Source organism: Methanohalophilus euhalobius, assembly GCF_900215215.1.
GTDB lineage: Archaea > Halobacteriota > Methanosarcinia > Methanosarcinales > Methanosarcinaceae > Methanohalophilus > Methanohalophilus euhalobius.
In genome coordinates this window covers 176,533-202,353 of the sequence record NZ_OBDR01000003.1, presented here as the reverse complement: position 1 = coordinate 202,353, position 25,821 = coordinate 176,533, and the positions used below count along the sequence as shown (strand labels likewise).

The following is a 25,821-nucleotide window of genomic DNA, read 5'->3' as shown; positions in this document are numbered from 1 at the left end:
TGGAAAGGTAGTGGAGCGAGATAAAATTGGTCAAAATAATACACGTGGTGATGCTATTCATTGTCATAATCGGTTTAGTGGGTTTCACTGAATTTACCACAGATGAACCTGAAAAAGACATACGATCTGAAATACTGAACGTTAGTTATGCAGATGTAACTAAAATATCGATCATAAACGGATTAAGCGGGGATTCGATTGATATAAAAGATGGAAGCGAAATAACCAATCTGGTAAATTGTATTTCCGGTTTTCCATTCACAAAAATGGAGGAGCAAAAAGATCTTGGTGGATATTTGTATGCCCTCAATTTTTATGAAGGGGGACAACGAATATCAACAATTACTATTGTAGGTGATGATATTGTTCAAATTAACGGAGTGTACTACAATTCCAATACTACACAAATTGAGAAATGCGTGACGGATGTACTTGAAAGTGGAAAATAAAACACTTTCTTTTATTTTTTTGTATTTTAAGGGTCTCATATTAATTATAGAAAAATAGGTTCTCATTAACATCGTGTGGGTAATTTTAACGTCCTGCAAGCAAATGTGTACAATCTAGATCATACTCCTGCACAATCTTTTGAATTCCATGATGCTTGAAAGGTAGATATACATAATTTTAGTTGTCCACCCAATGTTGAAGATATCCAAATAATAACTTTCAGTTTTGTAAAAGATTCATTTTATTCTATGTTCACTGAAAATTACTTGCCTGAGAACTTATCTACGAAAGCCTTGAGATGATCGGGTGTCTGGACCAGCTGAAAGGTATCCGGGATGTGAAGGACAGGCTGACAGAGTGAGTTTTTTGCCAGGCTTTTTATTGAAGATGCTTTTTTTGTAATCATCTTCTAAGCCGGATGTCCGGCACGCCTGCTGATCTATGCCATATCTTTCCTGTAAGAAATAGTTCTATCCTATGTATTCAACCATTCACTTTCAGTTTGACGATATGGTCAGAAATTATTTATTATGTGACATAGTTAGAACATAATGCAACATCATAAAAAGATGTTAGTGGGGTTCAGCCAGTCTTGACGGAATAACTGAAACCCTGTACCCGGAGGCAGGGTTCGAATTTGTTTTCTGTAGTATATAAACGTAGCTTTGCCTCTGTGGTTTAGTAGATCAAAGAGGTAAAAGTAAATGAAAATGAATGTCAAATCTGGAATAGGTGCAATGCTAACAGCAATGTTGTTGGTTAGCATGGCATTTATACCAGCAGTGAGTGCAGAGCACATGAATGATAAATCGCTTGAAGTGATGGATATTGAAGAAAATCTCAATAAAAGTGATCATGTGCTTGTGGCAAAAGCGAGTAAAACAATAACTCCTGAAACTCCGGGATTATCTGAAAAAGAATTTGAGGTATATGTAGATAAAATGAAACAAAAGTACGGAGATGCAGGTGTTTTTGGAATAGAACCGGAAGTAGGTTTGAAAAATTCACTTCCATATGATAAAGAGAACATACAATATGTAAATTCGTGGACTGAGCATCTGGAAGTAAAAAATTCCAATGGGGTTGTGATGGCAAGTTCTGATAATTTGGTCGCCCTCTATAAGTTAGATAAAACTGATGAACTAGGTAGAGAACATTATTATTATTGGCAATGGAGTTCAGCACAAAATAGAGAAAATACAGAACCCTTAGGTGATGACTCAAATCTCCGTGATTTTTGCAACAAAGTAAATATTGGCAACTCTAATTATGACCTGATTGTTTATTCGCCTGATGCAGATATTATAGGTGACGAGGAAGTTGTAACAGTCAATCTTGGTGCTGTGTATCAAGGGGTTAATTGCGGAATATCCGGTGATTTTGTACTTCATCAAGACAAAGTAAGACCCAAGCCCGGGGAGTGCCAGATAGGAAATGCTGGTAAATATACAGTAGAATGGGTAGGTAACTATGAAGGTTCTCAATCAATAAATGGAGCTTGTGAAGAGAGAAGACCGTATGGTTCACCCTATGATTTTGTGTGGGATAATAGCCTGACAGCTTCTCAATTTTAAATGTTGGAATGGGATGATTTAAATACTTACTTATTCTGTCATCCCCTTCTTAATTTTTTGAAATGGGGCTTGGAGTTGTAAAGTTGAAAACTTTTAATTTAAATCAAAGAAAATGGAAAATAGAAATGATATCCAAAAATAATATCTTCAAAACAAAAATATTATCTTTCATTTTATCTCTTGTTTGCGTATCTTTTGGAATGCTTTTTGTTAATTTTGGTGTGCGTACCATCGGGGTTCCATCCGGTTATTGGTGGGTACCGTTTTTTAATGTAGAACCTATCTATTATATAAGTATAGGTATTGGGGTTGTGTTTATCGTAACTGCAATCTTTTTTGTTAAGGAATGTTTTAGAATTACATAAATAAGGGCAAGAAACCTTCCAATGATATCATATCTGATAAAAGAAGCACTGAAACAGGAATCTGACGCGGAATACTTCTATCTGAATAAATCATGATGATCTCATCTTCCATAACCCTTTAGTGAGGTTCTTTGTCATGCTGGAGGAGAGTTGGAGATCGCGATGACATCCAACCTTAAGGATGCCGATGCGGAATCGGCACTTCCAACATCGCCCGCTTTGTGGATGTTGATGTCTATCCTGCCAACAACACCGATTCCTTGGGTGCCATGGCAGAGGATCGTATCATTCATCACCTCTGTTCCATGTGCGGCCCGTGCACCATCGCCGAGTTCGGCGGTGTCTGTCCCGCGGCCCAGTGTCCCAAGGAACTTCTCAACGGTTCCTGCGGCGGTTCCATGGACGGCAAAAATGCGAGGTCGATACCGAGAAGGACTGTGCATGGGAGGTGATCTACGAAAGCCTTGAGATGATCGGGTGTCTGGACCAGCTGAAAGGTATCCGGGATGTGAAGGACAGGCTGGCAGAGTGAGTTTTTTGCCGGGTTTTTTATTAAAAATGCTTTTTTTGTAATCAACTTCTAAGCCGGATGTCCGGCACGCCTGCTGATTTATGCCATATCTTTCCTGTAAGAAATAGTTCTATCCTATGTATTCAACCATTCACTTTCAGTTTGACGATATGGTCAGAAATCATTTATTACGTGACATAGTTAGAACATAATGCAACATCATAAAAAGATGTTAGTGGGGTTCAGCCAGTCTTGACGGAATAACTGAAACCCCGTGCCCGAAGGCATGATTATGTTGGCTTTGAGGATACTTAAAGTTTGGCTTATCTTGCCTCTGGAGTAAATTGAATGAGGTAAAGAAAGAATGAATACAAAAAGAAAGGTTATTGGTGGAGCTGCCATTCTTTTTTTTGTGATTGCAATTGCTTACTTCTTTTTAGCAATAGAGCACCCTGAAACAGGTATAGACGACCCCGGAGCAGTTATAGACAGCCCCAGAGCAGGCCTTTATGTGTCAGCAAAGCCAGTTCAGGAGGAACCAAGCAATTTTGTGGAATTTACCCAAGAGGAACTGAAAAATTATCCCTATATACACAAAGCGGTGTCCTCTCCGGGGAATATGATCAAAGTTCCTTATAAGAATGAAGAGGTCATGGATAATCTGGATGAATTCGACTTGATTCTGTATAACAATGATACTGAGTTCATGAAAGTTGGAGATAACTATTACCATTATAGCTTTGAGTGGGCAGATACTCTAGAGGTAGAGAAAAAATAAGTTGAAATAATAATTTTTTGAAACAAATAAAAAATCAGTCATTTCACTATTTATAAAGAGGATACAACGCAATAATATTTCTAGCATGATATAAAATATATGTTTTTGATAATTGGATGGCAGGGTATAAATTGTAACATAGACACTATAAAATTTTCTTATGTTCAAACCGGTAAGTACTGATTACAGAAATCCCACCAAGAGAAAAGATGAATATCTTAATACAATAGACATTACAGATGAAGTATCATTGTCTAAAGAAGAGACCATCAAATTAGCTTTTCGCTTTAAAAGCGTAACTCTTTTTCCATTACCACGGAACGTTGCATGAGCGTAGCTCATGCATTACGTTTATATATTAGAAAATGTGCCAGTCCATGAAATATTATCACAATGTTTCGGACGAAATCTGTACCAGAGATTCAATAGCCAGTTATCTGAACAAAGACAGCGTATCAATATGCCAGTTATTGTATTTTCTGGATATCGATGACATTGCTTCCTATGTAGAACGTAGATATTATGCCGATAAGGACTGGCACTTCAGGTATAAGATTACTTCAATGATAAAGCTCATCGTTGTAAATCCTATAGAAACCTCTCTTTTGAAAAAACGATATCTACCTTAACAAATCAGGAAGCCAGGCTTCTGTGTTTTGAAGATGATAATGGTATTATTAATCTTCCCTCACATGCAACACTGTTACTACTATGTAGTAACTCCCGTTAAATCTTCGATTTAACGCGATTCACCATTTTGTAAAATACAGGCTGGGAAAAGAGGGATTTAATGAAATTATGTTCAGGATTGGAAAGAAAATAGCCAGAATTACAAAGATTAGGGATCTAAAAACAGATTCGACACCTCTTGAAGCATCCAGATATGATAGATATGCGGATTATAATCCGCATTACAAATGTAAGATGGATAAGGCACATATCACGATGATTGGTACACTTCCAATCTATATGACACATACAAAGGGTGCTGCAAATGATTCACCCGAATTGAAAAAACACATTGATGTATTGGTAAAAATGGGAGTGGACATCGATACTTATGCACTGGATGGAGGGTATGATTCGTTCAACAATCATGCTGATGTATGGTATAAATTGAAGGCAAAACCTGTTATTGCATATTCTTCTGATTCAAAAGTCCAGAATGAAGGAACAATGAAACGAATCGATCACTGGGTCAATAAGATGTGGAAAATCGTTGGATCGATTCATATGAAGTATGAGAAAAAACTTCGTTTTCTCTATGAAAACGGAAGGAAAAAACAGATCGGGATGCACCTGCGGAATGAGAACATCGAGGATGAGGGATTTGAAGAAGAATATTCAAAAAGAGCAGAATGTGAGAGAATACATAAGAATATAAAATGGACTGTAAAATTTGATGTTAGGGGATGAAGAATGCAAGTAAGGAAATGTATTCGATTATGAAGTTTGTGGCATATCAATTGTTTGTAACTGCGAATTTGCAAAATAAGGTCAAACAAACCAATTCATTTGCAAATTATGTGTGACTTAATATCATCAAATTAGAATGGGAGGAATTATGACCTAATTTGATAATCTCGCAATATTTATGGCATTGGCAGAAAGTATTTATTATGTGACATAGTTAGACATAATGCAACATAATAACGATGTTAGTGGGGTTCAGCAAGTCTTGACGGAATAACTGAAACCCCGTGCCTGGAGGCAAGGTTCGAATTTGTTTTCTGTATGTGATATGTCCTATATTTGGGGGATTATACATTTGGGAAGTTATGTCAAAGAGTAGTTGAGTTGTGGAGAATCTAATAAGGAGCTAATCTTGACACACATAGTTATACCGATTTTTTTGTGCCACTGAATCCTAAGATAGGTTTATTAAGTGCACGGTCTTAATATCTAACACTATGGAACAAACAGACCGGAACCAGCAATTGTTTTCTTAAATCCGCGATTTTCTGGAGAAATCAGATGCCAGCAGGATTTTTTCCAGATATGTCTTGATTTCCGGCTTAATAAAATATCGTTTGTATTTCCCATCGGTCTTGAAATGTACAAATCCTTCATTGCACAGCTCATTAATATGCCAGTGGACGGTGCTTTTAGCCAGATCGAATGCCTGAGTGAGATCTTGATTTGTAATTCCCGGCTTCCTGAATATAGTTATTAAAATGTCTCTCCTCGTATCATTCTGCAAGATGAATACGAGTTTTTCTTTCTAGGTGCATCTGGAAATATTCTCAAAAACCATTACAAATTTCCCCTTTCGGACATATTTTATTTTGTTAAATATCTGAAGCATTTTCAAATGGTACCGGATAGTGCTTCTGTTCAATTTGAGATGTTTTTCAATGTCAGAGATCGTATTTCCGGGGTTAGCGGTTATAAATTTGAAAATTTCATCCCGATTTTGTTTTTTGCAGTTTTGTCTTACTTTTCCGAGCAACAAAGGCAGGAACTTGTAGACAGCTAGCAAGGCGCCCAATAACCCGGAGATATATACTATCTGGAGGGATAACGGGAGTTCCCAGAAAGTCAGGGTGGCGTCATCGCCACCACCTTCATACATACCTCTTTCAGGGCCCGTATATGGAGATACTTCGTAGCCATTTGTACTGGCTAGGGCTGGACTGCAAATGAGTATGAAAAGCAAAAAGAGAGTCCATAAATTCCTCATGACAATGGAAGCAATTTTCAGATATAATAATCTTCTGTACCTGTGACACTATAGCCGTAGACCTCGTGATGCCATGTTCCGATTTCAATTCCATCGGAGTTTGTTATTTCAATGTTAATTCTTCCATCGATGACACCGTCGGAATTGTCATAGAATGTTCCAATTAGCTGGTTGCTTGGAGAGTACACTTTTAATCTGAGTGAGTCGCTTGCATCGCCCCAGTTCAAGTCTATATGATGTAAAGTTGTGTAAGAACTGACTGTTCTACTATGCCAGTTTGTTTCTCCCTGTGTGATGGTCTCAGAAACCCATCTGGGTGTGATCGTAGGGTCTGACTTGACAGGAACTGTGGTATATCCGTTGTCCTGACTGGCAGTAGCTGCGGTAAAAGATACCGACACAAGCATTACTATTAGTAATAATACAATTTTTCTAATCATAAAGTTTCTCCTATGATTCATAATAATTTGTCATGCACAAAAAAGGATATATCTTTTGTGACCATATCGTCGAACTGAAAGAAAACAGTTCGATGATGTGGTTAGAAAATACTTATACTGTCTATCATATAGGATATAATGCAACATCTTAAAGATGTTCGAGGGAAGGGTCATGATCTTACTGCGATGACTGAACCCCATGATCTGGGGCAGAGTTAGGTCTTTAGTTTACACTATATAGGCGTAGCTTTGCCTCTGTGGTTTAGTAAATCAAAGAGGTAAATAAACGATGAAGAAAAGAGATAGCCTTTTGATAGCATGTATTGCTATGGTATTGTGCCTGTGCTTAATACCATCAACAGTGGCTTCAACAGATGAACAAAACAGCACTCCGGTAAAAGATCCTGCCCAGTTAAAAATGGAGGCTTTAGAGGCTGAACTGGGGGAGAAAGGAATGAAAGAAGTTGATGATTACTTGGCATTGCAGAATTCTTTACCGGATGTAGTGAAAAATATGCCGTTCAGAGGACTTGCTTTTGCTGCAACAAATCCTGAAAGTCAAACTATTAAGATGAAATATATTAACAATTTCGACGTTTCTGATAAAGAAAAGGAAGAATATAAAGTTGGACTGCAGGATATCTGGAATAGGTACCCAGATAAGATAACCAAGGATGATTATGGATTTATGGCTGAACTGGGGCCTATGATAGAGAAAGAAGCTTTTAGTGATTATCAAGATATTGGGACGAAATGGACTGCCACCCCCCATAAGGACTTTGCAGAGTATGCTTGTGATGGTTCTTCATATGCATCATATGCAAGAAACAAAGCAGATGATCCCGACGAGTCAGGTTATGAACTTCCAGGATACAGATACTATAATCATTATGAAGATGCTGAAACTGGTATTGGTGGAGCTGCAGGAAGATGCGATGCTTTTGCCGGTACTGCAAAAGTCTATGCTGATAATGCAAACTATGTCGCTGCACATCAAGATTTTGGAATTGCCAGCCATTATATTTCAGATGCTGGAATTCCTTTTCATTCCGCTGGAGCACTTGATCAGTCATTGAATTTTGTAGAAAATCTGTTTAATAGTAATGCACATGATGCTTACGAGAGTTATGTTTATGCCCAGTGGAACTCAGGATATGATTTTGGTGACTATGTCAGTGGTAACAACCAATCTATAACGGTGACAAATCCTGATGAAGCTACTGAAAGCAATGCTGATTTTAGTGCCCAGTATTTCGACTATATATGGGATGAAGTTACTAATGATCCACAAAATTTCGATTCAGACTTATACGTAGGATACTATACAGCTCAATGTGTCCGAGAAACTGCAAAGTATAATCATGGATTGTATGATTACGTTATGTAAGGCTGATATATCACAAATGGGGCTCCCCTAAAAAGCTCATTTGTGACATTAATTCTTTTTTAAAAAATAATGTGAAAGCATCTTGAATTGTATCAAATACAAAATTTATGATGATATAAAGCAATACAATTGTTAAATCCATATGGATAGTGGTTAATAATGAATTTCTTTATTCAATCTATCTCAAAAATTAAAGATAAAATGCCATTTGAATCTCTTCTTTTTGTTATGCAGCATCTATTGTTAATTGCCATTACTTTGACAATAGGCATGATGAGGGGGACAGGGCTTAGTCTTATCCAGAACATGTTTGCTTTGTTGATTACTGTATTAGTTTTTATTCTTTTTTTTATGCCATTGGCCCCCATTATGCAGAATATTTTTCAGAGCAGAACTGATATTAGAAAGGTATCATGCTGCATACCTCTATTAATTGCTGGAATATACCAGACCATGGTGGCTGTGCTAGGATATACTAGGGCCATGGTCTATGAAGCCCACCCGGATTCACTGTTTTATGCCTTATTGTTTCCTATCCAAAGATTTGCAGAAATTGTAATATATTCAAATACTGACCAAATATTCTACATGGGTTTCCCTTATAACCAATTGCCATCACTACTGCTTTATATTGTCATTCTTCCTTATGGTCTGTTTGTTTATTTACTGCCTTCGATAAATTTTGATCTTACAAAAACTACTAAAGAAATAAAGTTAGTTGTTTTGTTGCCAGTTATATGTGTTATTGTTCCCATGATTTTGCATATAGCTAAACTGAAGTTAGGACAGGTCGATGATCTCATGATTCAATTTTTCTGGCTTGAGGTAGTTTCAGACATCAAAATAGCAGGCTTCTTTCTGCTAATGCCTATATTAAGTATATTGTATATCAAACATTACCGCAGATGCAAAGTAACAAAATCATAAGGGACACAATGTCATACAAACCATCTATTAACAAATTGTCAACTGTAGCACTTATAGTTTTGATAATTAATACAATATTATATTATTTAGTTGCCTACTTCCATCCAAACCCTTTAGTGAGATTCTTTGTCATGCTGGCGGAGTGAGTTTTTTGCCGGGCTTTTTATTAAAAATGCTTTTTTTGTAATCAACTTCTAAGCCGGATGTCCGGCACGCCTGCTGATTTATGCCATATCTTTCCTGTAAGAAATAGTTCTATCCTTGTATTCAACCGTTCACTTTCAGTTTGATGATATGGTCAGAAATTATTTATTATGTGGCATAGTTAGACATAATGCAACATCATAACGATGTTAGTGGGGTTCAGCAAGTCTTGACGGAATAACTGAAACCCCGTGCCCGGAGGCAGGGTTCGAATTTGTTTTCTGTATGTGATATGTCCTATATTTGGGGGATTATACATTTGGGAAGTTATGTCAAAGAGTAGTTGAGTTGTGGTAAATTGAATGAGGCTGCTGCGCTTTTAGTGAAGGAAATTTAAATACAATTCTATTTATTGAAGAAGTAACACTGTGGTGCATTTGAAGTGGATAGTTGGATTTGGAGAAAGAAAAAATGAAAAGGAAACATGGATTGCCAACATCATCTATTGATAGAATTAAAGAGGAACCCTGGGAGGCATCTCTTTTATTTATGGGATGGATTTGGCTAGGATGGTCAGTTTTAGGAATGACTTTAGTCAACATGTACTTGCCTGAACCGATTATAGATATCTATCACCTGATAGTAGGTGTTATCTACATACTTCCAATGTCCTTGATTGTGTTTAAAGTATTTAAGAGCAGGAATGTTGCTGGTCTGCCTTTGATCGTCTGTTCATGTGTAATTGCGTTTTTGGCAATTATTTCGCACTCAAAGCTCAATTTAGGAGTTGAGAATGAATTTAACTTTTTACAAGGAATTGCATTCATGCTTCTTACATTGCTTCTGGTAGCAATGCCTGTAAGTTTCTACATTTATGCTCGTTCTATCGGATGCAACAATACCAGGAATCTGAAGATAATTTTGTTTTTTTCTGCAATAAATGGTTTAGTGCTTGTTGGAAATGAATTAATTGATCCGCGTGGTATTAATAGCGAACTCATTGCTGTTCTGATGTTATCTTTTTTGTTTGTGATGGGGCCTATGTTGGGGGGATTGTACATCTGGGAAGCTATTTCGAAGAGTAGTTAAGTTATGGTAATTTGAATGAGGAGGCTGTGTTCCTTGTTGAAGAATGCTTGAAGTTGGTACAACTAGATAAACGGATCATATTTTTTCAAATGTTGTTCTAAGTCGATTTCCAGATTCTTATAATATACAAATATTACGCTGTGATCAGAATTCCTATTAAAGCATAAATCAGTATGTTTAAAACTATACCAGTATTTAATTAGTTAAACATATTGCAATAAAAGTATAGGCAAATCTATTCAGAATTTATGAAATAGATGCTATACTCTGGGGCCAATCGAATGGTTTACCGGTCTATAAGCAATATGCTAAATGCTCCCTTGCAGGATTATTACGATCCTGCATATCGTTATTCATGCTACATTTGCCTTGAAATCCCTTCTATTTCATTAATACTGTTGCATACCATGTCTTTTTATACTGGCATTCCCCAAATGATATATATTATATAATCATGATTTTGTATGGATAATGCAAAACCATGTGATACATTGCAAATCGTTCACAACATGTTGTGTACAGGCAGTTTGCGATACAGGATATATTGTTTCCTGTGTATTAATTTGATTATGCTTGCAGCATATAATTTAGAGATGGACTAATTAATTGGAGACAACTATTATGCAATACAGTATGGGAATTGATGCAGGTGGCACATATACGGATTCGGTTATAATCAGGGATTCGGACGGAGCAGTAATCGATTCAAATAAAGCTCTTACCACTTATCCGGACCTTCTTGAAGGAATAAGAAATTCGCTTGACGGATTGGATCAAGAGTACCTTACAAAGGTAAAATTAGTATCTGTCTCCACAACCCTGTCCACGAACACCATTCTGGAAAAAACCGGTTACCCTGTGGCATTGTTGATGATCGGGGATTATTCGATTCCTGAAGGACATTCCATCGACAATTCTGTTGTAATTAAAGGGGGACACGGCTCTTATGGTGAGGAAATAGCCCCTCTGGACGAGCAGGCTATCAGGGATTATGTGACAAAAATGAAGGAGAACGTGTCGGCTTTTGCCATTTCGTCCTATTTTAGTATACGTAACCCAAACCATGAACTGCGGGCAAAAGAGATCGTAAAAGAAATTACCGGAATGCCGGTGGTCTGTGGCCATGAGCTGTCCCAGGCATTGGGGGCCTATGAAAGAGGAGTTACTGCTTATCTCAATGCCCAATTGATACCTATAACAAGTCAGTTCATAGAAACAGTTATTGGTGAAATGGAAAGACGTAACATTAATGCTCGTCTTCTGATGCTCAAATGTGATGGTTCAGTTGTGGGTATCGAGGAAGCCAAAGAAAAACCCATTGAATCCATATTTTCAGGACCTGCCGCAAGTCTTGTCGGTGCGTCCTATTTATCGGATTCTCCGACATGTCTTGCTATTGATGTCGGTGGTACCAGTACCGATGTAGCCATGATAAATGACGGGTTGCCCGAGATTACCGACAGGGGCGCAGTAGTGGGAGGCTGGCAGACCAAGGTACAGGCCCTACGCATGGAAACCTCAGCTATGGGGGGAGATAGCCACGTTTGGATCAAAGCCCAGAAGATAAACATTGGCCCTCGCCGGGTCATGCCTCTATGTGTAGCAGCTTCTAAATGGCCATCGATTATTGATAAGCTCAAACTTTCACGTACTCCTTCCAAAATGCAGATGTGTGAGAATATCCAGCCCACCAAATTCTTTGTTAAAACAGGTAAAGAGATTCCAAATATCAGTAAACTTGAAAAGGAAATTCTGGATAATATAGGTGAAGAACCCGTCTCTGTTACCGAGATATTCATCGACAGATTGCCTTCTCCTCTGCTTTTGGACAGGCTGATCCAGAAAAGACTGGTGCAGGCTATCGGCTTTACTCCTACGGATGCATTACATGTACTCGGTGAGTATGATGCCTGGAATGCGGAAGCATCCCATATAGGTGCAAACACATTGGGCAGGTTGACTTTTCTGGAAAAAAGCAAGTTTTCCAAGACTGTAAAATCCAAATTTGCCCATAATATGGCATTATACATAATGGCCTATCTTCTCCGGAAGGTGGATAAAGAGGAAATTGAGACAATCATTGCAAACCAGAAAGAGTTTTACAGTCATTTCAAAGTAGATGTTCCGGTTATACTTCTGGGCGGACCTGTAAGTGCTTATGTGAATGAAGTGAATGAATTGCTGGATGCCGACATAATCCTCCCTGAACATGCGGAAGTTGGTAATGCTGTGGGGGCAGTTGTGGGTAAAGGTATCAAACGTGTGGAGATTCTGATTCGTACGATATCCAAGGGAAACAAAGCAGGCATAATGATGTTCTCCCCGCATGGCAGGCAAAAATTCCCAAGTTATCCGGATGCACTTGAAGCAGCTGAAAAACTCGGCAGGGAAATAGTGCTTGAATATATGAAAGAAGCCGGTCTGGATCGCGAAGATGTTAAAGTGGAAGTCAGCAAGCAGGAAATCAAACTCCATGAAGGTAGTGGCTTGCCTGTTGAGACCAAGCTGACATTTGTGGGTATAGGAATGCCGGAGATTGAAAAATAAGGAGATTGGAATGCAATTATCCAAACTCCTTTGCTTTATTGGTATCCATGAATGGAAAAATACCGGAGGCTATTCTGATTTCTCTTCCAGTGTTGCAGAGAAACATTATTTCTGCAGAAGATGCGGAAAACGCAAGAGGAACATCAGCACAAAACAATGATAGTTATGCTAATTTATTCGAATGTATTGGTAAACTTTAATACCATCTTTTCCTTTTGCAGAATGGATACCTATGATAATCTCCTCTTCCAAACCCTTTGAAGAAATCCTGGAAAACCTCGATGATCCCGGCAAGATATTTGTGCTGGGCTGCGGAGTCTGTGCCACCAAGTTACATGTAGGCGGGGAACCTGAAGTTGAGGCTATGTGCCGCAAATTAAGGAATGCGGGAAAAGAAGTAATTGGTGGAGGAGTTGCAAAGGCTGCCTGCAACATTAAATCAAAGGAGAGTTTGCTGGAGAATGATCCTGCAATCGAAAGAGCCGACACCATTATAGTAATGTCCTGTGGCAGCGGTATTTCAGTGGTTTCCTCTCTTGTGGATGTTCCGGTGCATCCTGCAACAAACACCAATTCACTGGGTGGATATTCAGAAGGCCATGTCAGAAAAGACCTGTGTGCCATGTGTGGCAGCTGTATTGCAGATTTTTTTGGCGGTGTCTGCCCGACGGCCCGCTGTCCCAAGGGTCTTATGAATGGTCCCTGCGGCGGTGCAATGCAAGGTAAATGTGAAGTTGACCCTGACAGGGATTGTGCCTGGGAATTGATATACTTAAGGCTCAAAGAGATTGGCCGACTGGACCTGCTGGAGAGGATTTTCGAGCCGAAGGAATATAATGGCTGAGTATTACTATTTCCTTTTCCTGCTTCGATGAGTTTAAAAACCAATGTCACATATTATCCTGCCATGCCCTCTGCCTTCAAGGAAAAATTGCTGTCCGATGAATTTATAGTAACGTCAGAGATATCACCACCCAAAGGTGTGGATGTCTCCTCGGTCTTTGAGGAAGCAGGACTGGTACGGGATTATGTGGACGCTTTTAACGTTACCGATAATCAGCGTGCGGTTATGCGTATGTCTCCGCTGGCAATGGGTCACCTGTTAAAGGAGCGGGGGCTGGATGTTATTATGCAATTTACATGCAGGGATCGCAATCGCCTGGCTCTCCAGTCCGATCTGCTCGGGGCTTATGCAATGGGTATGGAAAATGTCTGTATAATGTCCGGGGACTACCCGACAAAGGGTGACAACCCCGGTGCAAAACCGGTGTATGATCTTGATTCGGTACAACTGCTCGGGGCAATGAATCAACTGGAGGGCGGCTATGACATTGCAGGCAACCCTCTGGAATCAGCTCCCTCCTTTACAAAAGGTGCAGTCTGCAACACCGAACCCGATCAGCCTCTGCAGCTAATGAAACTTGAAAAGAAAGCACATATGGGAATTGATTTTTTCCAGACCCAGGCTGTCTATGATATCGGACATTTTGAAACATTCATGGAAGGCATTTCCCATATGGAGGTGCCGGTGCTTGCGGGGCTTATTCCTCTCAAGTCCGCCCATATGGCCCGTTTCATGAACGAAAAGATACCGGGTATCCGGGTTGGTGATGAACTGATAGCACGCATGGAATCCTCGACAGATCCTGCAGAAGAAGGCCTTCTAATATGTGCCGAACAGATACGTGAATTAAAGAAGGTGTGCAGGGGTATCCATCTTATGCCCATTGGCCATTACAGGCATATCACGGCCCTCTTTGAAATGGCCGGCTTACATGAAAAACACTGACCCTTTTAGGGATTATTATGCTTACACAGATCGATCATGCCAAAAACGGTGAACTGACCGCTGAGATGCAGCAGGTCGCAGTACAGGAAAAAATGAATCCTGACACGGTACTATCCCGTGTCGCAAGGGGCAGCCTTGTAATCATGACAAGACAGGGCAATCCTCCGGTTGCCATCGGGGAAGGGGCTACTACCAAAATCAATGTAAATCTTGGCAGTTCCGCTGCGAGCATTGATCCCTCCTCAGAGATTGAAAAAGCCCGGATTGCAGAAAAATACGGTGCCGATACCATAACCGATCTTTCAATGGGGGGAGACATCCCGCAGATTCGTAAAGCAATTATCGAAAACACCACCTTGCCATTGACTACGGTTCCCGTTTACCAGGCAGTTGTGGAATGTGGGCTGAAAAATGTCACTTCAGCTGACATTCTTTCCTATCTCAGATCCCAGGTAGCCGAAGGCATAAGTTCTGTGGTATTGCACTGTGTGGAAAGAGCGATGCTTGAGGAAGTGAAGGGTTCGGGAAGGCTGATGGGAATGGTTTCCAAGGGAGGCTCATTTACCAGTGTCTTCATGTTAGTCAGCGGCTGTGAAAACCCATTTCTTGAAAACTTCGATGAGGTCATGGCAATTCTCCGGGATAAGGATGTGGTGCTGTCTTTGGGTAACACTATGAGAAGCGGCTGTATCCATGACAGGCCGGACCCGGCCCAGCTGATGGAGATGGAAAAAAATGCAGCCCTTGCAAAACGTGCCAATGAGCAAGGCGTGCAGGTAATCATAGAAGGTATGGGTGGCCATGTGGCAGCATCTTCCATTGCTGAATATGTTGAGGCCTATCGTTCCAAATCCCCTCATCCCCTTTTTGTGGCAGGTCCCCTGCCTACGGATATTGCCCTGGGCTATGATCATATCGCAGGGGCTGTAGGGGCAAGTATGGCAAGCGGTGCCGGTGCCGATTATCTTTGTTACATAACTCCTTCCGAACACCTTTCCCTGCCAACCCCGGATCAGGTGATGGAAGGCCTTGTTGCTTTCAAGATAGCGGCTCATATAGGTGACTCGATGAAATATGGTATGGCAGAAAAAGATCGTATGCTTGCAAAAAGACGCGCCAGTTTTGATTGGGAAGGACAGATGGAACTTGCTGTTGACCCGGATCGTCCAAGGGATTTTTGCCCGATGGAGGGCCCCTGTTCCATGTGTGGGGAATATTGTGCCATCCAGATAATGGGGGAATATCTTGCAGAAGGCGAATAAATCCCCTTCAATGCAGCTTATAGGCGTAAAAACCCCCATTATAAATTCCGGGGATAATATTGTAGAGATTCTTTCAAAATCTTTTGCAGAACAATCCATTACTCTGGAAAATGGTGACGTGGTAGTGCTGGCCGAATCTGCAGTTGCTACAGCTGAAGGAAGGATAGTGAACCTTTCAGACATAAGTCCCACACAACAGGCACTGAAACTGGCCCACCGCTACAGCCTCGATCCGCGGGAAATGGAATTGGTGTTGCAGGAATGTGATGAAGTATTCGGGGGAGTGCCCGGTGCCGCATTGACTATAACTAAAGGAAATCTTTCTCCCAATGCAGGAATTGATGGTTCCAATGCCCCGGCAGGCCATGTTGTCCTGCTTCCAGAAGATGCCGATAAAAGTGCTTCAGTTATAAGGAAAGGACTCAGGGATAAATTTGGATGTGATATAGGTGTAATTGTGGGTGACAGTCGTACCCAGCCCCTGCGACTGGGATGTGTGGGTGTGGCGCTTGGTACCTCCGGAATAATTCCGGTCGAGGATGCCCGGGGAGAGAGTGACCTGTTTGGAAATATCCTTCATATCACTCATAAGGCTGTGGCTGATAATATTATGTCTGCCTGCCAGCTTGTAATGGGTGAGGGTGGAGAAAGTGTACCCTGCGTAATTGTGAGGAATGCACCTGTAATGTTGGTGGATGAAGATGTGCCTATGCCTCTCTTTTCCAGGGAAGAATGTATGTATTATAGCAATATTCGTATGAACGGTACATCGAAACCCTGATTCTTGCACCAGCAAATTTATATAGGATAAAAACATGATTTTGTATGGTTGGTGCAACACCGTGCAACCCACGGTAAAGCATTTCAAAGATACTGTTGTAGATATATATGGTAATATTCAAGGTGATATCGGATGAGTAATGTTGTATTATATGATTTCAGCGCCACCTGGTGTGGCCCATGCAAGATGCAGAAACCAATTCTTGAGAACCTGGAGAAGGAACTCGGCGACAAGGTCGATATTAAGGAAGTTGATGTGGACCAGAGTCCGGATCTTGCCGGGAAATATGGAATTCATGCGGTACCTACCCTAATCATCGAAAAAGATGGTTCGGAAATTAAAAGGTATACCGGTGTAACCAGTGCCGATATACTGAGTGCTGAACTGAATAAATTGTTCTGATACATTCTCCTTTTCTTTTATCTTCTTTTTTCGGAAATGGTAAATAAGTTGTAATCCTTTCCTGTCCTGAGGTATTACAAGTGCAGCGTTTGGTCAGGATGGGTATGATGCCGTATAGGCAAAAAAACGCCCGTGGAAGTTTCAAGCCCCATCTGGCTGTAAAGTTCAGAAGTGAAGAAGGGAATTTGCGTTCTTTTTTTATTGATTCTACAAGGGTTGCGGCAAAATATCCGCAGCCAGACGCTTATTTGATAACCCATGCCCATTCTGACCATCATGGAAGTTCAGCAATGCTTTCTGAGTGCTCAATATGCACGGAAAAAACCATGAATGCCCTGGAGGTACGGCATAGTCGTAACTTTAAAGGCAATTTGACAGGGGAAAATGGGCTTATTGAGCATAGGGGAGTAAAAATCCAGACCTATCCAACCCATCACACCGATGGTTCTGTGGCCTTTGGGTGGGAAAATGAAAATGGGATGCGTATTCTTGCAACAGGTGATGTGAAGGATGCCTCAAATCTTCCCTCTTGTGATGTACTCATAACCGAGGCAAATTATGGAGATCCTGCTGACCTTTCCTGTTATTTTGAGGATGACCTGGAAGGATTATATGCGGCTCTTGAATCTCCCCAGGATGTAGCATTTGGCGCGTATCCCTTCGGGAAGGCGCAAAGAGTTGTCAGACTGATCAGGCAATCAGGTTATGAAGGGCCAATAGGGATGGATGATAAGTCGCAGGAACTTACACAAAACCTGCTTGAGGATGCAGGTGAACTTGTTTCAATGGGTGCAGGAGCTGGAGTCAATGTTGTTTCTCCGGGCAAACTCGAAGAACTTCCCCTTTATATGTCCAAATACATGATTACAGGACGCCGGGACCATAGGTTTCCTTCCATTAATATCAGCGACCACCTGGATGCTTCAGGCCTGGAAAAAATGGTTCTGGATATCGATCCTGAATTTGTGGTTGTTTATCATCCCGGGGGACATCGTCCCTCTAGATTTGCTTGTCATCTGAATTCATTGGGTTATGATGCCGTTTGCCTTGCGGATATCAATAATGTTGTCAGCAATGAATTTATGTAATAGGTGATCACCTATGAATAAACGTTTATATAGGTTATTGTGTTGTATGTTCATTTATAATATTCATTCAGGAGAAGATGCCCCTTGAAAAATAAAGCAAATAAATCAAAAAAGGAAAATAAGCCTGCTGAAGGGGAAAAGGCTTCTGCTGCAGAAGTGGCCACAGCTACGAAGGTCATGACCCCCGAGGAGAAGAGAGCAGCTCATGTTGAGGGTATCGTGAAGACTGCAGTTGCTGCTTTTATAGGAATTTTCGCAGGTATCATAGCATTCAACGTACTGGGAATAGGAGCGGACACAAAATGGTATGCTATCCTTGTAATTGTTGCAATACTTGCCTATTACGCCCAGCGCCTGATTTACCCAAAGATCAATATCGATACCAAGGAATTTGGTATGAAAGATTGGTTTTACGTAGAGTTCATAGTTATTGATTTTTGCCTTGTCACATGGACATTACTTTTGAACTGATATCCACTCTTGTCTGGCAGGTATTTTGATATGCGAATTGCAGTACTGAATAAAGATAGATGTCAGCCCAGAAGATGCAGCCACGAGTGTGAGAAATATTGTCCCCGCGTCAGGACAGGCGATGAAACCATCATTTTTGGAGAAGACGGGAAACCCATTATTTCAGAAGAAATGTGTGTGGGTTGTGGTATATGCGTCAATAAATGCCCCTTTGATGCCATTATGATCATTGGCCTGCCCGAGGAACTGGATAAACCAATCCATCGCTATGGTACCAATGGCTTTGCACTCTATGGCCTGCCTTCAGTTGAAACCGGCAGGGTAACCGGTATTCTGGGGCCCAATGGTATCGGTAAAAGTACCTGTGTGCAGATTCTTTCAGGAAACATGATCCCCAATTTTGGTGGTGAGGAAGGAAGCTGGGATGAGGTGCTTGAATATTATTCAGGAACCTCTATGTATGAATATTTCAGCAAGGTTGCAGAAGGCACTATAAAAGTTTCCCAGAAACCCCAGAATGTGGATATGATCCCCAAAGCTTTCAAGGGCAAAACCCGTGAACTGCTTGAAAATACAGATGAATGCGGCAGGCTGGATGATCTTGTGAATAAACTCGGTTTATCTCATATAATGGATCGCAATATCGGGGACTTGAGCGGAGGGGAACTCCAGAGAGTAGCGATTGCTGCCTGTGCTGCCAAAGATGCCGATTTCTACTTTTTTGATGAGATCAGTCCCTATCTTGACATTTACCAGCGTATAAAAGTGTCCCAGTTAATTCAGGAAATTTCACAGGACAAGGCCGTACTTGTTGTAGAACACGATCTGGCAATTCTGGACATGCTCTCTGATGTGGTACATGTTGCTTATGGTATGCCTTCCGGCTATGGTGTGATTACTCATCCCAAGGGAGTGCGTATTGCCATCAATCAGTATCTCAAAGGCTATCTTCCCGAGGAAAATGTGCGTGTCAGGCCGGACAGTATTAATTTTGAGGTACATCCCCCAAGAGCTGAAAAAGAAGTAGGCACGCTTGTGGAATATGAGGGCTTTTCCAAGAACTATGATAAGTTTAGCCTCAAAGCAGCTGGAGGTTCTCTTAAAAACGGTGAAGTGCTCGGTGTTGTCGGTCCCAATGGAATCGGTAAGTCCACTTTCGTAAAGGTCCTTGCGGGCGAGGAGGAACCGGATGGTGGAGAGATGGATTTTGATATATCCATTTCCTATAAGCCCCAGTATGTCGTAGTTGATCAGAATCTGCCGGTTAAGTATTTCCTGAGGGGAATCTCCTCAAAGGTCGACACCAGTTACTATGAGGCCGAGATTGCCAAACCTCTCCAGCTTGAAAGACTCTATGACCGCATGCTGACAGACCTCAGTGGTGGTGAACTACAGAGGGTTGCAATAGCAGCCTGTTTGACCAGGGATGCAGACATGTATATTCTGGATGAACCCAGTGCTCATCTTGATGTAGAGCAGCGTTCCCAGGCCACCAGGACCATCAAGCGTTTTGCCGAGAACAATAAGAAAACCGCCATGGTTGTAGATCATGATATTTACATGATCGATATGCTAAGTGAAAGGTTGATTGTGTTTGAAGGTGAGCCGGCTGTATATGGTGAAGCCCATTCTCCGACCGGTATGCAGAAAGGAATGAATAAGTTCCTCTCCAACCTGGACATAACTTTTCGCCGTGATGAAGATACGTCCCGGCCCCGGGTCAATAAAAAGGATTCACATCTGGACAGGTTGCAAAAATCCAAGGGTGAATATTATTATTACACTCTGGATGAATGAGAAGGTTATTTTTTATGAGTGGTGATTATAGTTACTCAGGTACTCACTGACATTCCTGTGGGTATGTTCATGAATGTGCAGGTGGACATGTCCTTTGCCACTTTCTATCGTTTTTGTTAATTCTTCAACTGCTTCATTAATGCTTAAGGGCAACTTCTCACAGTCATATCCAAAACATGTGAGTACCTGGAATAGTTTGAACACATCGGGTGCCTCCAGATTGTTATCCCTGAGTAATTGCCAGTCTGAAAATATTTCGCGAGGCGTACCTTCGGCAATTATTTCCCGATTTGTAACTATTCAGCCTAGCTCGTTTCCACCACGCTGACTTCTCTATCTGCGCTCAATTCTGCAATAATGGAATAAGTGGAATCCCATAGAATATTTCACTGATCGAGTCTATAACAGATACAGATTTCTTGTTGACAGCAGAAACGTAACCCCTAAGGCGGCAGAAATTCCTTGTACCCTTTTCGCTACGGAAAGTACCTGATATCTTCTGCTGTACTTTCGTCATCCTGATGTCTCTTTCCTCCTGATTGTTATCAAAGGGAACGTTTGGGTAGTACATAATCTGCATGATATCTTCCTTGTATCCTATAAACCGATCCAGCAAATTCTTTACCGTGGTTTGCTTTTTAGGTCCTTGTTTTCCAGACTGAACATTTGATTCAAGGTCTGGAGGATTTTCACTTATCCCAAAACAAATGACGTGACCCTAATCTTCACTTAACCTTTGATTTGACTCCGGATCTAAAAGACCATTATTAACATGATGTTTGATGCACATCAACAGATCTGGCATTATCTTTGGCCATTGTTGATCACTATTTTCAGAAGCTCCACTCCCTCAATAGATGCGCATTTCATAATGAATGCTTCCAATCGTATTTGTTGTAAGGTTTCCAGAAATTATGAGTTGCAACACTAGTGTGACCTGGTAGAATACCCATGTGTTCATTGCATCTGAACCTCTCTTTTTATGTGGGAAATAATATTTCAGTTTGTTCGTCCCCGCCACATGGAGCCAATCACGAGTTGCATTAATCCTCATCCCAGTTTCATCCAGATTGATCACAGGAGATTGTTTAAGGTATTGTTCATTTTGTTTTCAAAACCTTCAAGTTTTGCAAAGCAACTGCGTTCTGTGTTCATTATTGTCGCAGGACTTATTCTGCATCCTAAAATATCAGAGAACAATACGGTAGCAGGCTTAATCTATCCCATAAATATATATGACACTATTTCCATTCATGTAAGTGTTACGAATGAGAACAAATTTCATATTGAATTTTGTTCAATTAACAAAAAGAGGAATTAAAATGCATATACCAGATTCATTTATGCCTTTAAGTCAGGCAATGATTTATTGGGTCATTGCCCTCCCATTTATTTTTATGTCCGTCAAATGGGCTCGAAAAGAACTTGATGACACAAAAGTACCTATACTGGCAGCTCTTGCAGCTGGTATTTTTGCAATACAGGCTCTAAATATTCCAATCGGCATGGGTACCAGTGGTCATATGATCGGGGCAGCTCTTGTGGCTATTATCTTCGGAAGCCCCTTTGCAGGTGTACTTGTACTCACACTTGTCCTGCTTGTGCAGGGTTTTGTATTTGCTGACGGTGGTATCACTGTAATGGGCGCAAATATCCTTAACATGGGCGTAATTTCTGGATTTCTGGGCTATTACACATTTGTCGCTCTCAGGAAAAGCAAGCTCAGTATAACAATTTCCGCCTTCATCGGTGCATGGCTTGGTCTATTCGTATCTGCCCTTGCCTGTGCTGTTGAAATGTACATTGCAGGAACCTTCCCGCTTGCTGCAGGACTTACAGCAATGGGTCTGTATCATCTGATAATAGGGTTCGTAGGCGAAGGTCTTATCACTGCCATAGTGATAACAGCAATCCAGAAATCAAGGCCGGATCTTCTTGATAACTCCTTTCTGAGTGCAGAGTCAGGAGGTGTGACAGCATGAGTGAGATCATGTCAGAAAACAACATGAAGTTCCTTTACGCAGGTATTGCCATTGCATTGCTAATATCCGTCCTTGCACCTTTTATTGCATCTCAGGACCCTGATGGTCTTGAGAGTGCATCCTATGATGTAATTGATGAAGTAAAGATGGCCGCCATGGAAGAAATGGATCCGGTCTTCGAGTCACCAGTGCCTGATTACGCGATTGAAGGCCATGGTAAGACGGGTGAAGTGGTAGCTATCGTCTCTGGCACTCTCATGATGTTGGTCATTGCTTTTGTCATCGGAAAATTAGTAAAGAAATGATCCTCTGCCTTTAAGCGTTGCGTTTGGTGTGGAGTATTTATACCTTCTTTTAATTTTTTGCATCTCTGTAGAAACCCTTTCTTCTAATTTCCACTAATAATTACTTTTATAAGAACAATTCCCAATGTGATTTTAGCCATAAAAACACAAAGGTGATGAATGTATTTTGTTCCAGATTGGAAATCTGGAATTCCCATTAAATCTGTGATTTGATGGCATGTCAAGCGATTAATTAAACTTTATTGATACAGCTTGTCTGTAGCTGTATATCTCATCTTCCAATCCACAGTTGTAAGTATCCCAAACGAAAATATACTCAACATCAGTTAATGACACTGGTATTGATCAAAGAGTACACAGGTAAGAACTATAGAGATGTTGTTAACCTTGTTGAGTTAGTTAAACTTGTTGAATTAATGGTATATCGTCGAAAGATGAGAGATGAATTTGATGAAAATATATACCATTATAGAAACCTGGCAGAGACGATGTTTTCTGTTTTGGAAAGGAAGTATAGAGAAGAATTGAGGACAAGGAAATACAGAAATCAGGTCAAAGAAGTTAAGTTCAAGTTCTTATTCCATAATATAGGTCGGGCAATCTCTGTTTCAGTAATTATTCAAATGAGTTTTTCTACAGAGCCTTTTTTACATAACAGCAGAAAATATCAAAATTACGGTTGTTGCTAAGAAAAAGAAAACATCCTTGAATCTTAATTTGTTACTGTGCATATAGATGTTGGCAGTATCATTCCCGTAACCCCTGCATAACATGCTGATGTACGTTCGCTCCCCCTGTTCATAGGAGCGGATGAACAAAGAACTGATTGTATATCCCACCTGCTCAAGTATCCATCTGCGCGGTGCATTTTTGTTCCATATGTCAAAAAGGCGGGTCTGTTGGGCTGTCCTGATGCGCTTGAGCATTATCCAGAATACGAAGAGATACCTTACCATCATTGTCAGCAGAAGCGTGAATTCCCTGGGAATTCCAAGGCGCCTTGCGGATACGACCATTTCGTTCATCTTCATTGTGGAGGAAAGAAGTACGATGGCTGTCACACAGACTGTGTATTTTGCAAGAAGTGTCAATCCGAAGTATGTGCCTTCATAGGTCATTGTGATGCCAAGCGGGAGCTCTGTATATACTGTGAACGTATCAATGAAAGGTTGTCTCACAAAGGGTTGAATCAGGACTATTGACAGTCCAAATGGCAGCACTGCAAGGAATCTGACCAGCACGTAGAAAAGATTCAGTCTTGCTAGCAGTATCAGGATGATAAGGTACAATTCAATTATTGCAAGGCGAATGAAATTGCTGTCATCTATGCGCGGAAGGCTTACTGCAAAGACTATTATTGCAATTGTCACAAGTATCTCGACCCTGCCGTCAAGGCCGTGAACGGGACTGTTCTTGTAGGATTCTCTCTCGATATCGGTAAGCGTTATCTGCATTTTCCTGCCTGCATTCCCAGAAGACGAAGTATTTCATCCCTTGCATCGTGTGGTGTTATCTTTATATCCACCTCGATTCCACTCTCCAGCAGCAGCTCGAAGACCTCTGCGATTCTGGGCATCCTCAGGTGTGCATGTTCCAGTATCTCATGTTTTTTGAATATCTCTCTGGCGGTTCCCTCTGCTTCAATCCTTCCATGGTGGATAACATAGACCCTGTCAGCAAATAGAGGTACGATATCAACGTCATGGGTTGAAAGTATTACAGTTATTCCCATATCTTTGTTCATTTTCTCTATCACACTGATTACCTTATTGGCGGTCAGCGGATCCAGTCCCGCAGTGGGTTCATCAAGTACTACTACCTGCGGTCGCATGGCCAATATACCGGCGATTGCCACAAGTTTTTTCTGCCCTCCGCTCAGGTGATGAGGTGAGCGTTCTTCAAAACCTGACATGTGTACAAGTTCAAGGGCTTCGGAGACTCTGCTCTCAACCTCCTTGATGGGAAGTCCCATGTTCATTGGTCCAAAAGCAACATCCTGCTCGACAGTAGGTGCCAGTATCTGATCATTGGGGTCCTGGAATACGATCCCCACGGTCTGTCTCACTTCTTTTATGTTCTTCCTGGAGATCTTCTGTCCATTGACAATAACCTGGCCTGAACTTGGTTTGAGTATGCCGTTCAGATGTTTGAAAAGTGTTGACTTTCCTGCACCATTCGCTCCGAGGAGTGCTATCTTCTCTCCGGGGTATATCCTCAGGTTTACATTGTCAAGAGCTCTTGTTTTGCTGTTTGCGTAGAAATATGAGGTTTCTTTAAGCTCTATCAAAGGGCTATCACTTGTCATGTTGATCGATCACTGTGCTTCTTACGGGAAAATGAGATACTTTTCAGGATGGAATTTTTGGTTCTACATAAGGACGCTGTTATAAATAGTTGTTTAGTATTACCTATTTCACCGTTTATCATATTCATTTATTGTGTCTGTGATCTGTTGGTCAGTCCGGAGTTAAGAATATACTATCTTTACGAATCCCAATAAGAAGTCAGAGGCACGAAAATACATCTAGTAACAGGACAACACATAATAAATTGATGTTCAAAAACTCCGCACATACATTACGATTTTCCGTGTTTTCTCAAAATATGATCTTATCAGTCTTTTGTACTCTTCCTGTAGGATTATTATATATAGGAAAAGCAATAAGTGTTACTAATATTTATTATTTTGTGATTTAATTGCATGTAGTATAGGCTAATCAAGGCTGAATTTATGCTTTCATATCACCTTTTCTTAAGATATTGAAAAAAAATTAAGCACATGCCCCGGTGTCATGCGGGGTATGCACATAAAAAACATAGAAACTCTGCACATCCCTTTTCTTAAGGAATGTTGCCTTTTCCCGATCCTCGATATGCTGGGCAAATACAATCCATTTGCCGTCGGAAGTTTCCCTGCAATCAGTGATCCGGGGTATGTCGCATTCTCTTTTATCCTGCAGCACTACGTGTGCATTGACAAAGGAATCATGCGGCATGTCATGTAGCATATGTCTCACTGGTGAGGCATACGCATGCCTGCTGTACATCATAC

The 25,821-nt window shown here is 40.9% G+C and carries 30 protein-coding genes and 4 pseudogenes; 24 read left to right on the top strand and 10 right to left on the bottom strand.

Annotated features, from left to right (window positions below; all coding sequences use genetic code 11):
• Positions 1-26: 26 nt before the first annotated feature.
• The 3 genes from CP947_RS04940 to CP947_RS04930 all read left to right on the top strand — a co-directional run bounded on the left by CP947_RS04940 (position 27) and on the right by CP947_RS04930 (position 2,389).
• Complete coding sequence (locus CP947_RS04940) at positions 27-449, top strand: hypothetical protein (protein WP_128754763.1); 423 nt, start codon at positions 27-29, stop codon at positions 447-449.
• Positions 450-1,154: 705 nt separating this feature from the next.
• The gene (locus tag CP947_RS04935) at positions 1,155-2,024 is read left to right on the top strand and encodes a hypothetical protein (protein WP_096712115.1); all 870 of its coding nucleotides are present in this window, start codon (positions 1,155-1,157) and stop codon (positions 2,022-2,024) included.
• A gap of 83 nt (positions 2,025-2,107) precedes the next feature.
• On the top strand, positions 2,108-2,389 hold the full coding sequence (locus CP947_RS04930) for a hypothetical protein (protein WP_243641509.1): 282 nt from the start codon (positions 2,108-2,110) through the stop codon (positions 2,387-2,389).
• A 134-nt stretch (positions 2,390-2,523) separates the two neighbouring features.
• Here CP947_RS04930 and CP947_RS10510 read toward each other — a convergent pair whose 3' ends face one another.
• Positions 2,524-2,682 (bottom strand): hypothetical protein, encoded by a 159-nt coding sequence (locus CP947_RS10510; protein WP_165868941.1) that lies wholly within the window; start codon positions 2,680-2,682, stop codon positions 2,524-2,526.
• Here CP947_RS10510 and CP947_RS04925 point away from each other — a divergent pair.
• From CP947_RS04925 to CP947_RS04915, 4 genes and pseudogenes are all read left to right on the top strand, one after another.
• A complete protein-coding gene (locus CP947_RS04925; RefSeq protein ID WP_253247326.1) occupies positions 2,659-2,841 on the top strand; it encodes a methylenetetrahydrofolate reductase C-terminal domain-containing protein in 183 nt (60 codons plus the stop codon). The two genes, CP947_RS10510 and CP947_RS04925, sit on opposite strands and share 24 nt — an antisense overlap.
• Positions 2,838-2,921 carry a hypothetical protein gene (locus CP947_RS11030; RefSeq protein WP_277749695.1) on the top strand — a complete coding sequence of 28 codons (84 nt, stop codon included), beginning with the start codon at positions 2,838-2,840 and terminating at the stop codon, positions 2,919-2,921. Before CP947_RS04925 ends, CP947_RS11030 begins: the two co-directional genes overlap by 4 nt.
• Positions 2,922-3,264: 343 nt before the next feature.
• Positions 3,265-3,678 carry a hypothetical protein gene (locus CP947_RS04920; RefSeq protein WP_096712114.1) on the top strand — a complete coding sequence of 138 codons (414 nt, stop codon included), beginning with the start codon at positions 3,265-3,267 and terminating at the stop codon, positions 3,676-3,678.
• Positions 3,679-4,043: 365 nt separating this feature from the next.
• Positions 4,044-5,210 (top strand): annotated as a pseudogene (locus tag CP947_RS04915) (transposase).
• 413 nt (positions 5,211-5,623) lie between these two features.
• Here CP947_RS04915 and CP947_RS10735 read toward each other — a convergent pair.
• From CP947_RS10735 to CP947_RS04905, 3 genes are read right to left on the bottom strand one after another with little or no spacing between them, the layout of a single operon-like run.
• Complete coding sequence (locus CP947_RS10735) at positions 5,624-5,878, bottom strand: winged helix-turn-helix domain-containing protein (RefSeq protein ID WP_241646091.1); 255 nt, start codon at positions 5,876-5,878, stop codon at positions 5,624-5,626.
• Between the two features lie 21 nt (positions 5,879-5,899).
• Complete coding sequence (locus CP947_RS10730) at positions 5,900-6,358, bottom strand: ArsR family transcriptional regulator (protein ID WP_241646093.1); 459 nt, start codon at positions 6,356-6,358, stop codon at positions 5,900-5,902.
• A 17-nt stretch (positions 6,359-6,375) separates the two neighbouring features.
• On the bottom strand, positions 6,376-6,765 hold the full coding sequence (locus CP947_RS04905) for a peptidase domain-containing protein (RefSeq protein ID WP_241646095.1): 390 nt from the start codon (positions 6,763-6,765) through the stop codon (positions 6,376-6,378).
• 322 nt (positions 6,766-7,087) lie between these two features.
• Here CP947_RS04905 and CP947_RS04900 point away from each other — a divergent pair, with 322 nt between their 5' ends.
• The 13 genes from CP947_RS04900 (at position 7,088) to CP947_RS04845 (ending at position 20,482) form a co-directional block, all read left to right on the top strand.
• The gene (locus CP947_RS04900; protein WP_096712112.1) at positions 7,088-8,185 is read left to right on the top strand and encodes a phospholipase C/P1 nuclease family protein; all 1,098 of its coding nucleotides are present in this window, start codon (positions 7,088-7,090) and stop codon (positions 8,183-8,185) included.
• A gap of 159 nt (positions 8,186-8,344) precedes the next feature.
• The gene (locus CP947_RS04895; RefSeq protein WP_096712111.1) at positions 8,345-9,112 is read left to right on the top strand and encodes a hypothetical protein; all 768 of its coding nucleotides are present in this window, start codon (positions 8,345-8,347) and stop codon (positions 9,110-9,112) included.
• A 600-nt stretch (positions 9,113-9,712) separates the two neighbouring features.
• Entirely contained in the window at positions 9,713-10,345 is a 633-nt protein-coding gene (locus tag CP947_RS04890; RefSeq protein ID WP_096712110.1) for a hypothetical protein, read from the top strand.
• A gap of 621 nt (positions 10,346-10,966) precedes the next feature.
• A complete protein-coding gene (locus CP947_RS04885) occupies positions 10,967-12,892 on the top strand; it encodes a hydantoinase/oxoprolinase N-terminal domain-containing protein (protein WP_096712109.1) in 1,926 nt (641 codons plus the stop codon).
• Positions 12,893-12,939: 47 nt separating this feature from the next.
• On the top strand, positions 12,940-13,092 hold the full coding sequence (locus CP947_RS10505) for a hypothetical protein (protein ID WP_164909078.1): 153 nt from the start codon (positions 12,940-12,942) through the stop codon (positions 13,090-13,092).
• Positions 13,093-13,124: 32 nt separating this feature from the next.
• Positions 13,125-13,736: a methylenetetrahydrofolate reductase C-terminal domain-containing protein gene (locus CP947_RS04880; protein WP_096712108.1), complete on the top strand. Its 612-nt coding sequence runs from the start codon at positions 13,125-13,127 to the stop codon at positions 13,734-13,736.
• A 27-nt stretch (positions 13,737-13,763) separates the two neighbouring features.
• Positions 13,764-14,681 carry a methylenetetrahydrofolate reductase gene (locus tag CP947_RS04875; RefSeq protein ID WP_243641510.1) on the top strand — a complete coding sequence of 306 codons (918 nt, stop codon included), beginning with the start codon at positions 13,764-13,766 and terminating at the stop codon, positions 14,679-14,681.
• Between the two features lie 17 nt (positions 14,682-14,698).
• Positions 14,699-15,943, top strand: coding sequence for a phosphomethylpyrimidine synthase ThiC (gene thiC / locus CP947_RS04870; RefSeq protein ID WP_096712107.1), 1,245 nt, complete (start codon positions 14,699-14,701; stop codon positions 15,941-15,943).
• On the top strand, positions 15,927-16,724 hold the full coding sequence (gene cofE / locus CP947_RS04865; protein ID WP_096712106.1) for a coenzyme F420-0:L-glutamate ligase: 798 nt from the start codon (positions 15,927-15,929) through the stop codon (positions 16,722-16,724). The genes thiC and cofE overlap by 17 nt, the downstream gene beginning before the upstream one ends.
• A gap of 132 nt (positions 16,725-16,856) precedes the next feature.
• The gene (locus CP947_RS04860) at positions 16,857-17,126 is read left to right on the top strand and encodes a thioredoxin family protein (protein WP_096712105.1); all 270 of its coding nucleotides are present in this window, start codon (positions 16,857-16,859) and stop codon (positions 17,124-17,126) included.
• A 104-nt stretch (positions 17,127-17,230) separates the two neighbouring features.
• On the top strand, positions 17,231-18,214 hold the full coding sequence (locus CP947_RS04855) for an MBL fold metallo-hydrolase (RefSeq protein WP_096712156.1): 984 nt from the start codon (positions 17,231-17,233) through the stop codon (positions 18,212-18,214).
• 84 nt (positions 18,215-18,298) lie between these two features.
• Positions 18,299-18,685: an EMC6-like membrane protein gene (locus tag CP947_RS04850; protein ID WP_096712104.1), complete on the top strand. Its 387-nt coding sequence runs from the start codon at positions 18,299-18,301 to the stop codon at positions 18,683-18,685.
• Positions 18,686-18,715: 30 nt separating this feature from the next.
• The gene (locus tag CP947_RS04845; protein ID WP_096712103.1) at positions 18,716-20,482 is read left to right on the top strand and encodes a ribosome biogenesis/translation initiation ATPase RLI; all 1,767 of its coding nucleotides are present in this window, start codon (positions 18,716-18,718) and stop codon (positions 20,480-20,482) included.
• A gap of 12 nt (positions 20,483-20,494) precedes the next feature.
• On the opposite strand, the gene CP947_RS04840 is transcribed toward CP947_RS04845, so the two are convergent.
• From CP947_RS04840 to CP947_RS11125, 3 genes and pseudogenes are all read right to left on the bottom strand, one after another.
• Positions 20,495-20,686 carry a hypothetical protein gene (locus CP947_RS04840; protein WP_243641511.1) on the bottom strand — a complete coding sequence of 64 codons (192 nt, stop codon included), beginning with the start codon at positions 20,684-20,686 and terminating at the stop codon, positions 20,495-20,497.
• Positions 20,687-20,825: 139 nt separating this feature from the next.
• On the bottom strand, positions 20,826-21,179 hold the full coding sequence (locus CP947_RS04835; protein ID WP_277749691.1) for an IS66 family transposase: 354 nt from the start codon (positions 21,177-21,179) through the stop codon (positions 20,826-20,828).
• Positions 21,180-21,284: 105 nt separating this feature from the next.
• A pseudogene (locus tag CP947_RS11125) lies at positions 21,285-21,682 on the bottom strand (IS66 family transposase); the annotation flags it as partial.
• A gap of 68 nt (positions 21,683-21,750) precedes the next feature.
• Here CP947_RS11125 and cbiM point away from each other — a divergent pair.
• The 4 genes and pseudogenes from cbiM to CP947_RS11115 form a co-directional block, all read left to right on the top strand.
• Positions 21,751-22,464, top strand: coding sequence for a cobalt transporter CbiM (gene cbiM, locus CP947_RS04820; protein WP_363094249.1), 714 nt, complete (start codon positions 21,751-21,753; stop codon positions 22,462-22,464).
• On the top strand, positions 22,461-22,769 hold the full coding sequence (locus tag CP947_RS04815; RefSeq protein ID WP_241646034.1) for a PDGLE domain-containing protein: 309 nt from the start codon (positions 22,461-22,463) through the stop codon (positions 22,767-22,769). Before cbiM ends, CP947_RS04815 begins: the two co-directional genes overlap by 4 nt.
• A 241-nt stretch (positions 22,770-23,010) precedes the next feature.
• Positions 23,011-23,182, top strand: a pseudogene (locus CP947_RS11120) (IS5/IS1182 family transposase); the annotation flags it as partial.
• A gap of 9 nt (positions 23,183-23,191) precedes the next feature.
• Positions 23,192-23,458 (top strand): annotated as a pseudogene (locus CP947_RS11115) (IS5 family transposase); the annotation flags it as partial.
• Here the strand turns inward: CP947_RS11115 and cbiQ are convergent.
• The 3 genes from cbiQ to CP947_RS04795 form a co-directional block, all read right to left on the bottom strand.
• Positions 23,417-24,223: a cobalt ECF transporter T component CbiQ gene (cbiQ, locus tag CP947_RS04805; RefSeq protein WP_096712098.1), complete on the bottom strand. Its 807-nt coding sequence runs from the start codon at positions 24,221-24,223 to the stop codon at positions 23,417-23,419. The pseudogene CP947_RS11115 and the gene cbiQ sit on opposite strands and share 42 nt — an antisense overlap.
• Positions 24,214-25,074 (bottom strand): energy-coupling factor ABC transporter ATP-binding protein, encoded by an 861-nt coding sequence (locus tag CP947_RS04800; RefSeq protein ID WP_096712097.1) that lies wholly within the window; start codon positions 25,072-25,074, stop codon positions 24,214-24,216. The genes cbiQ and CP947_RS04800 overlap by 10 nt, the downstream gene beginning before the upstream one ends.
• Before the next feature lie 466 nt (positions 25,075-25,540).
• The gene (locus CP947_RS04795) at positions 25,541-25,819 is read right to left on the bottom strand and encodes a hypothetical protein (RefSeq protein WP_132130924.1); all 279 of its coding nucleotides are present in this window, start codon (positions 25,817-25,819) and stop codon (positions 25,541-25,543) included.
• Positions 25,820-25,821 lie beyond the last annotated feature (2 nt).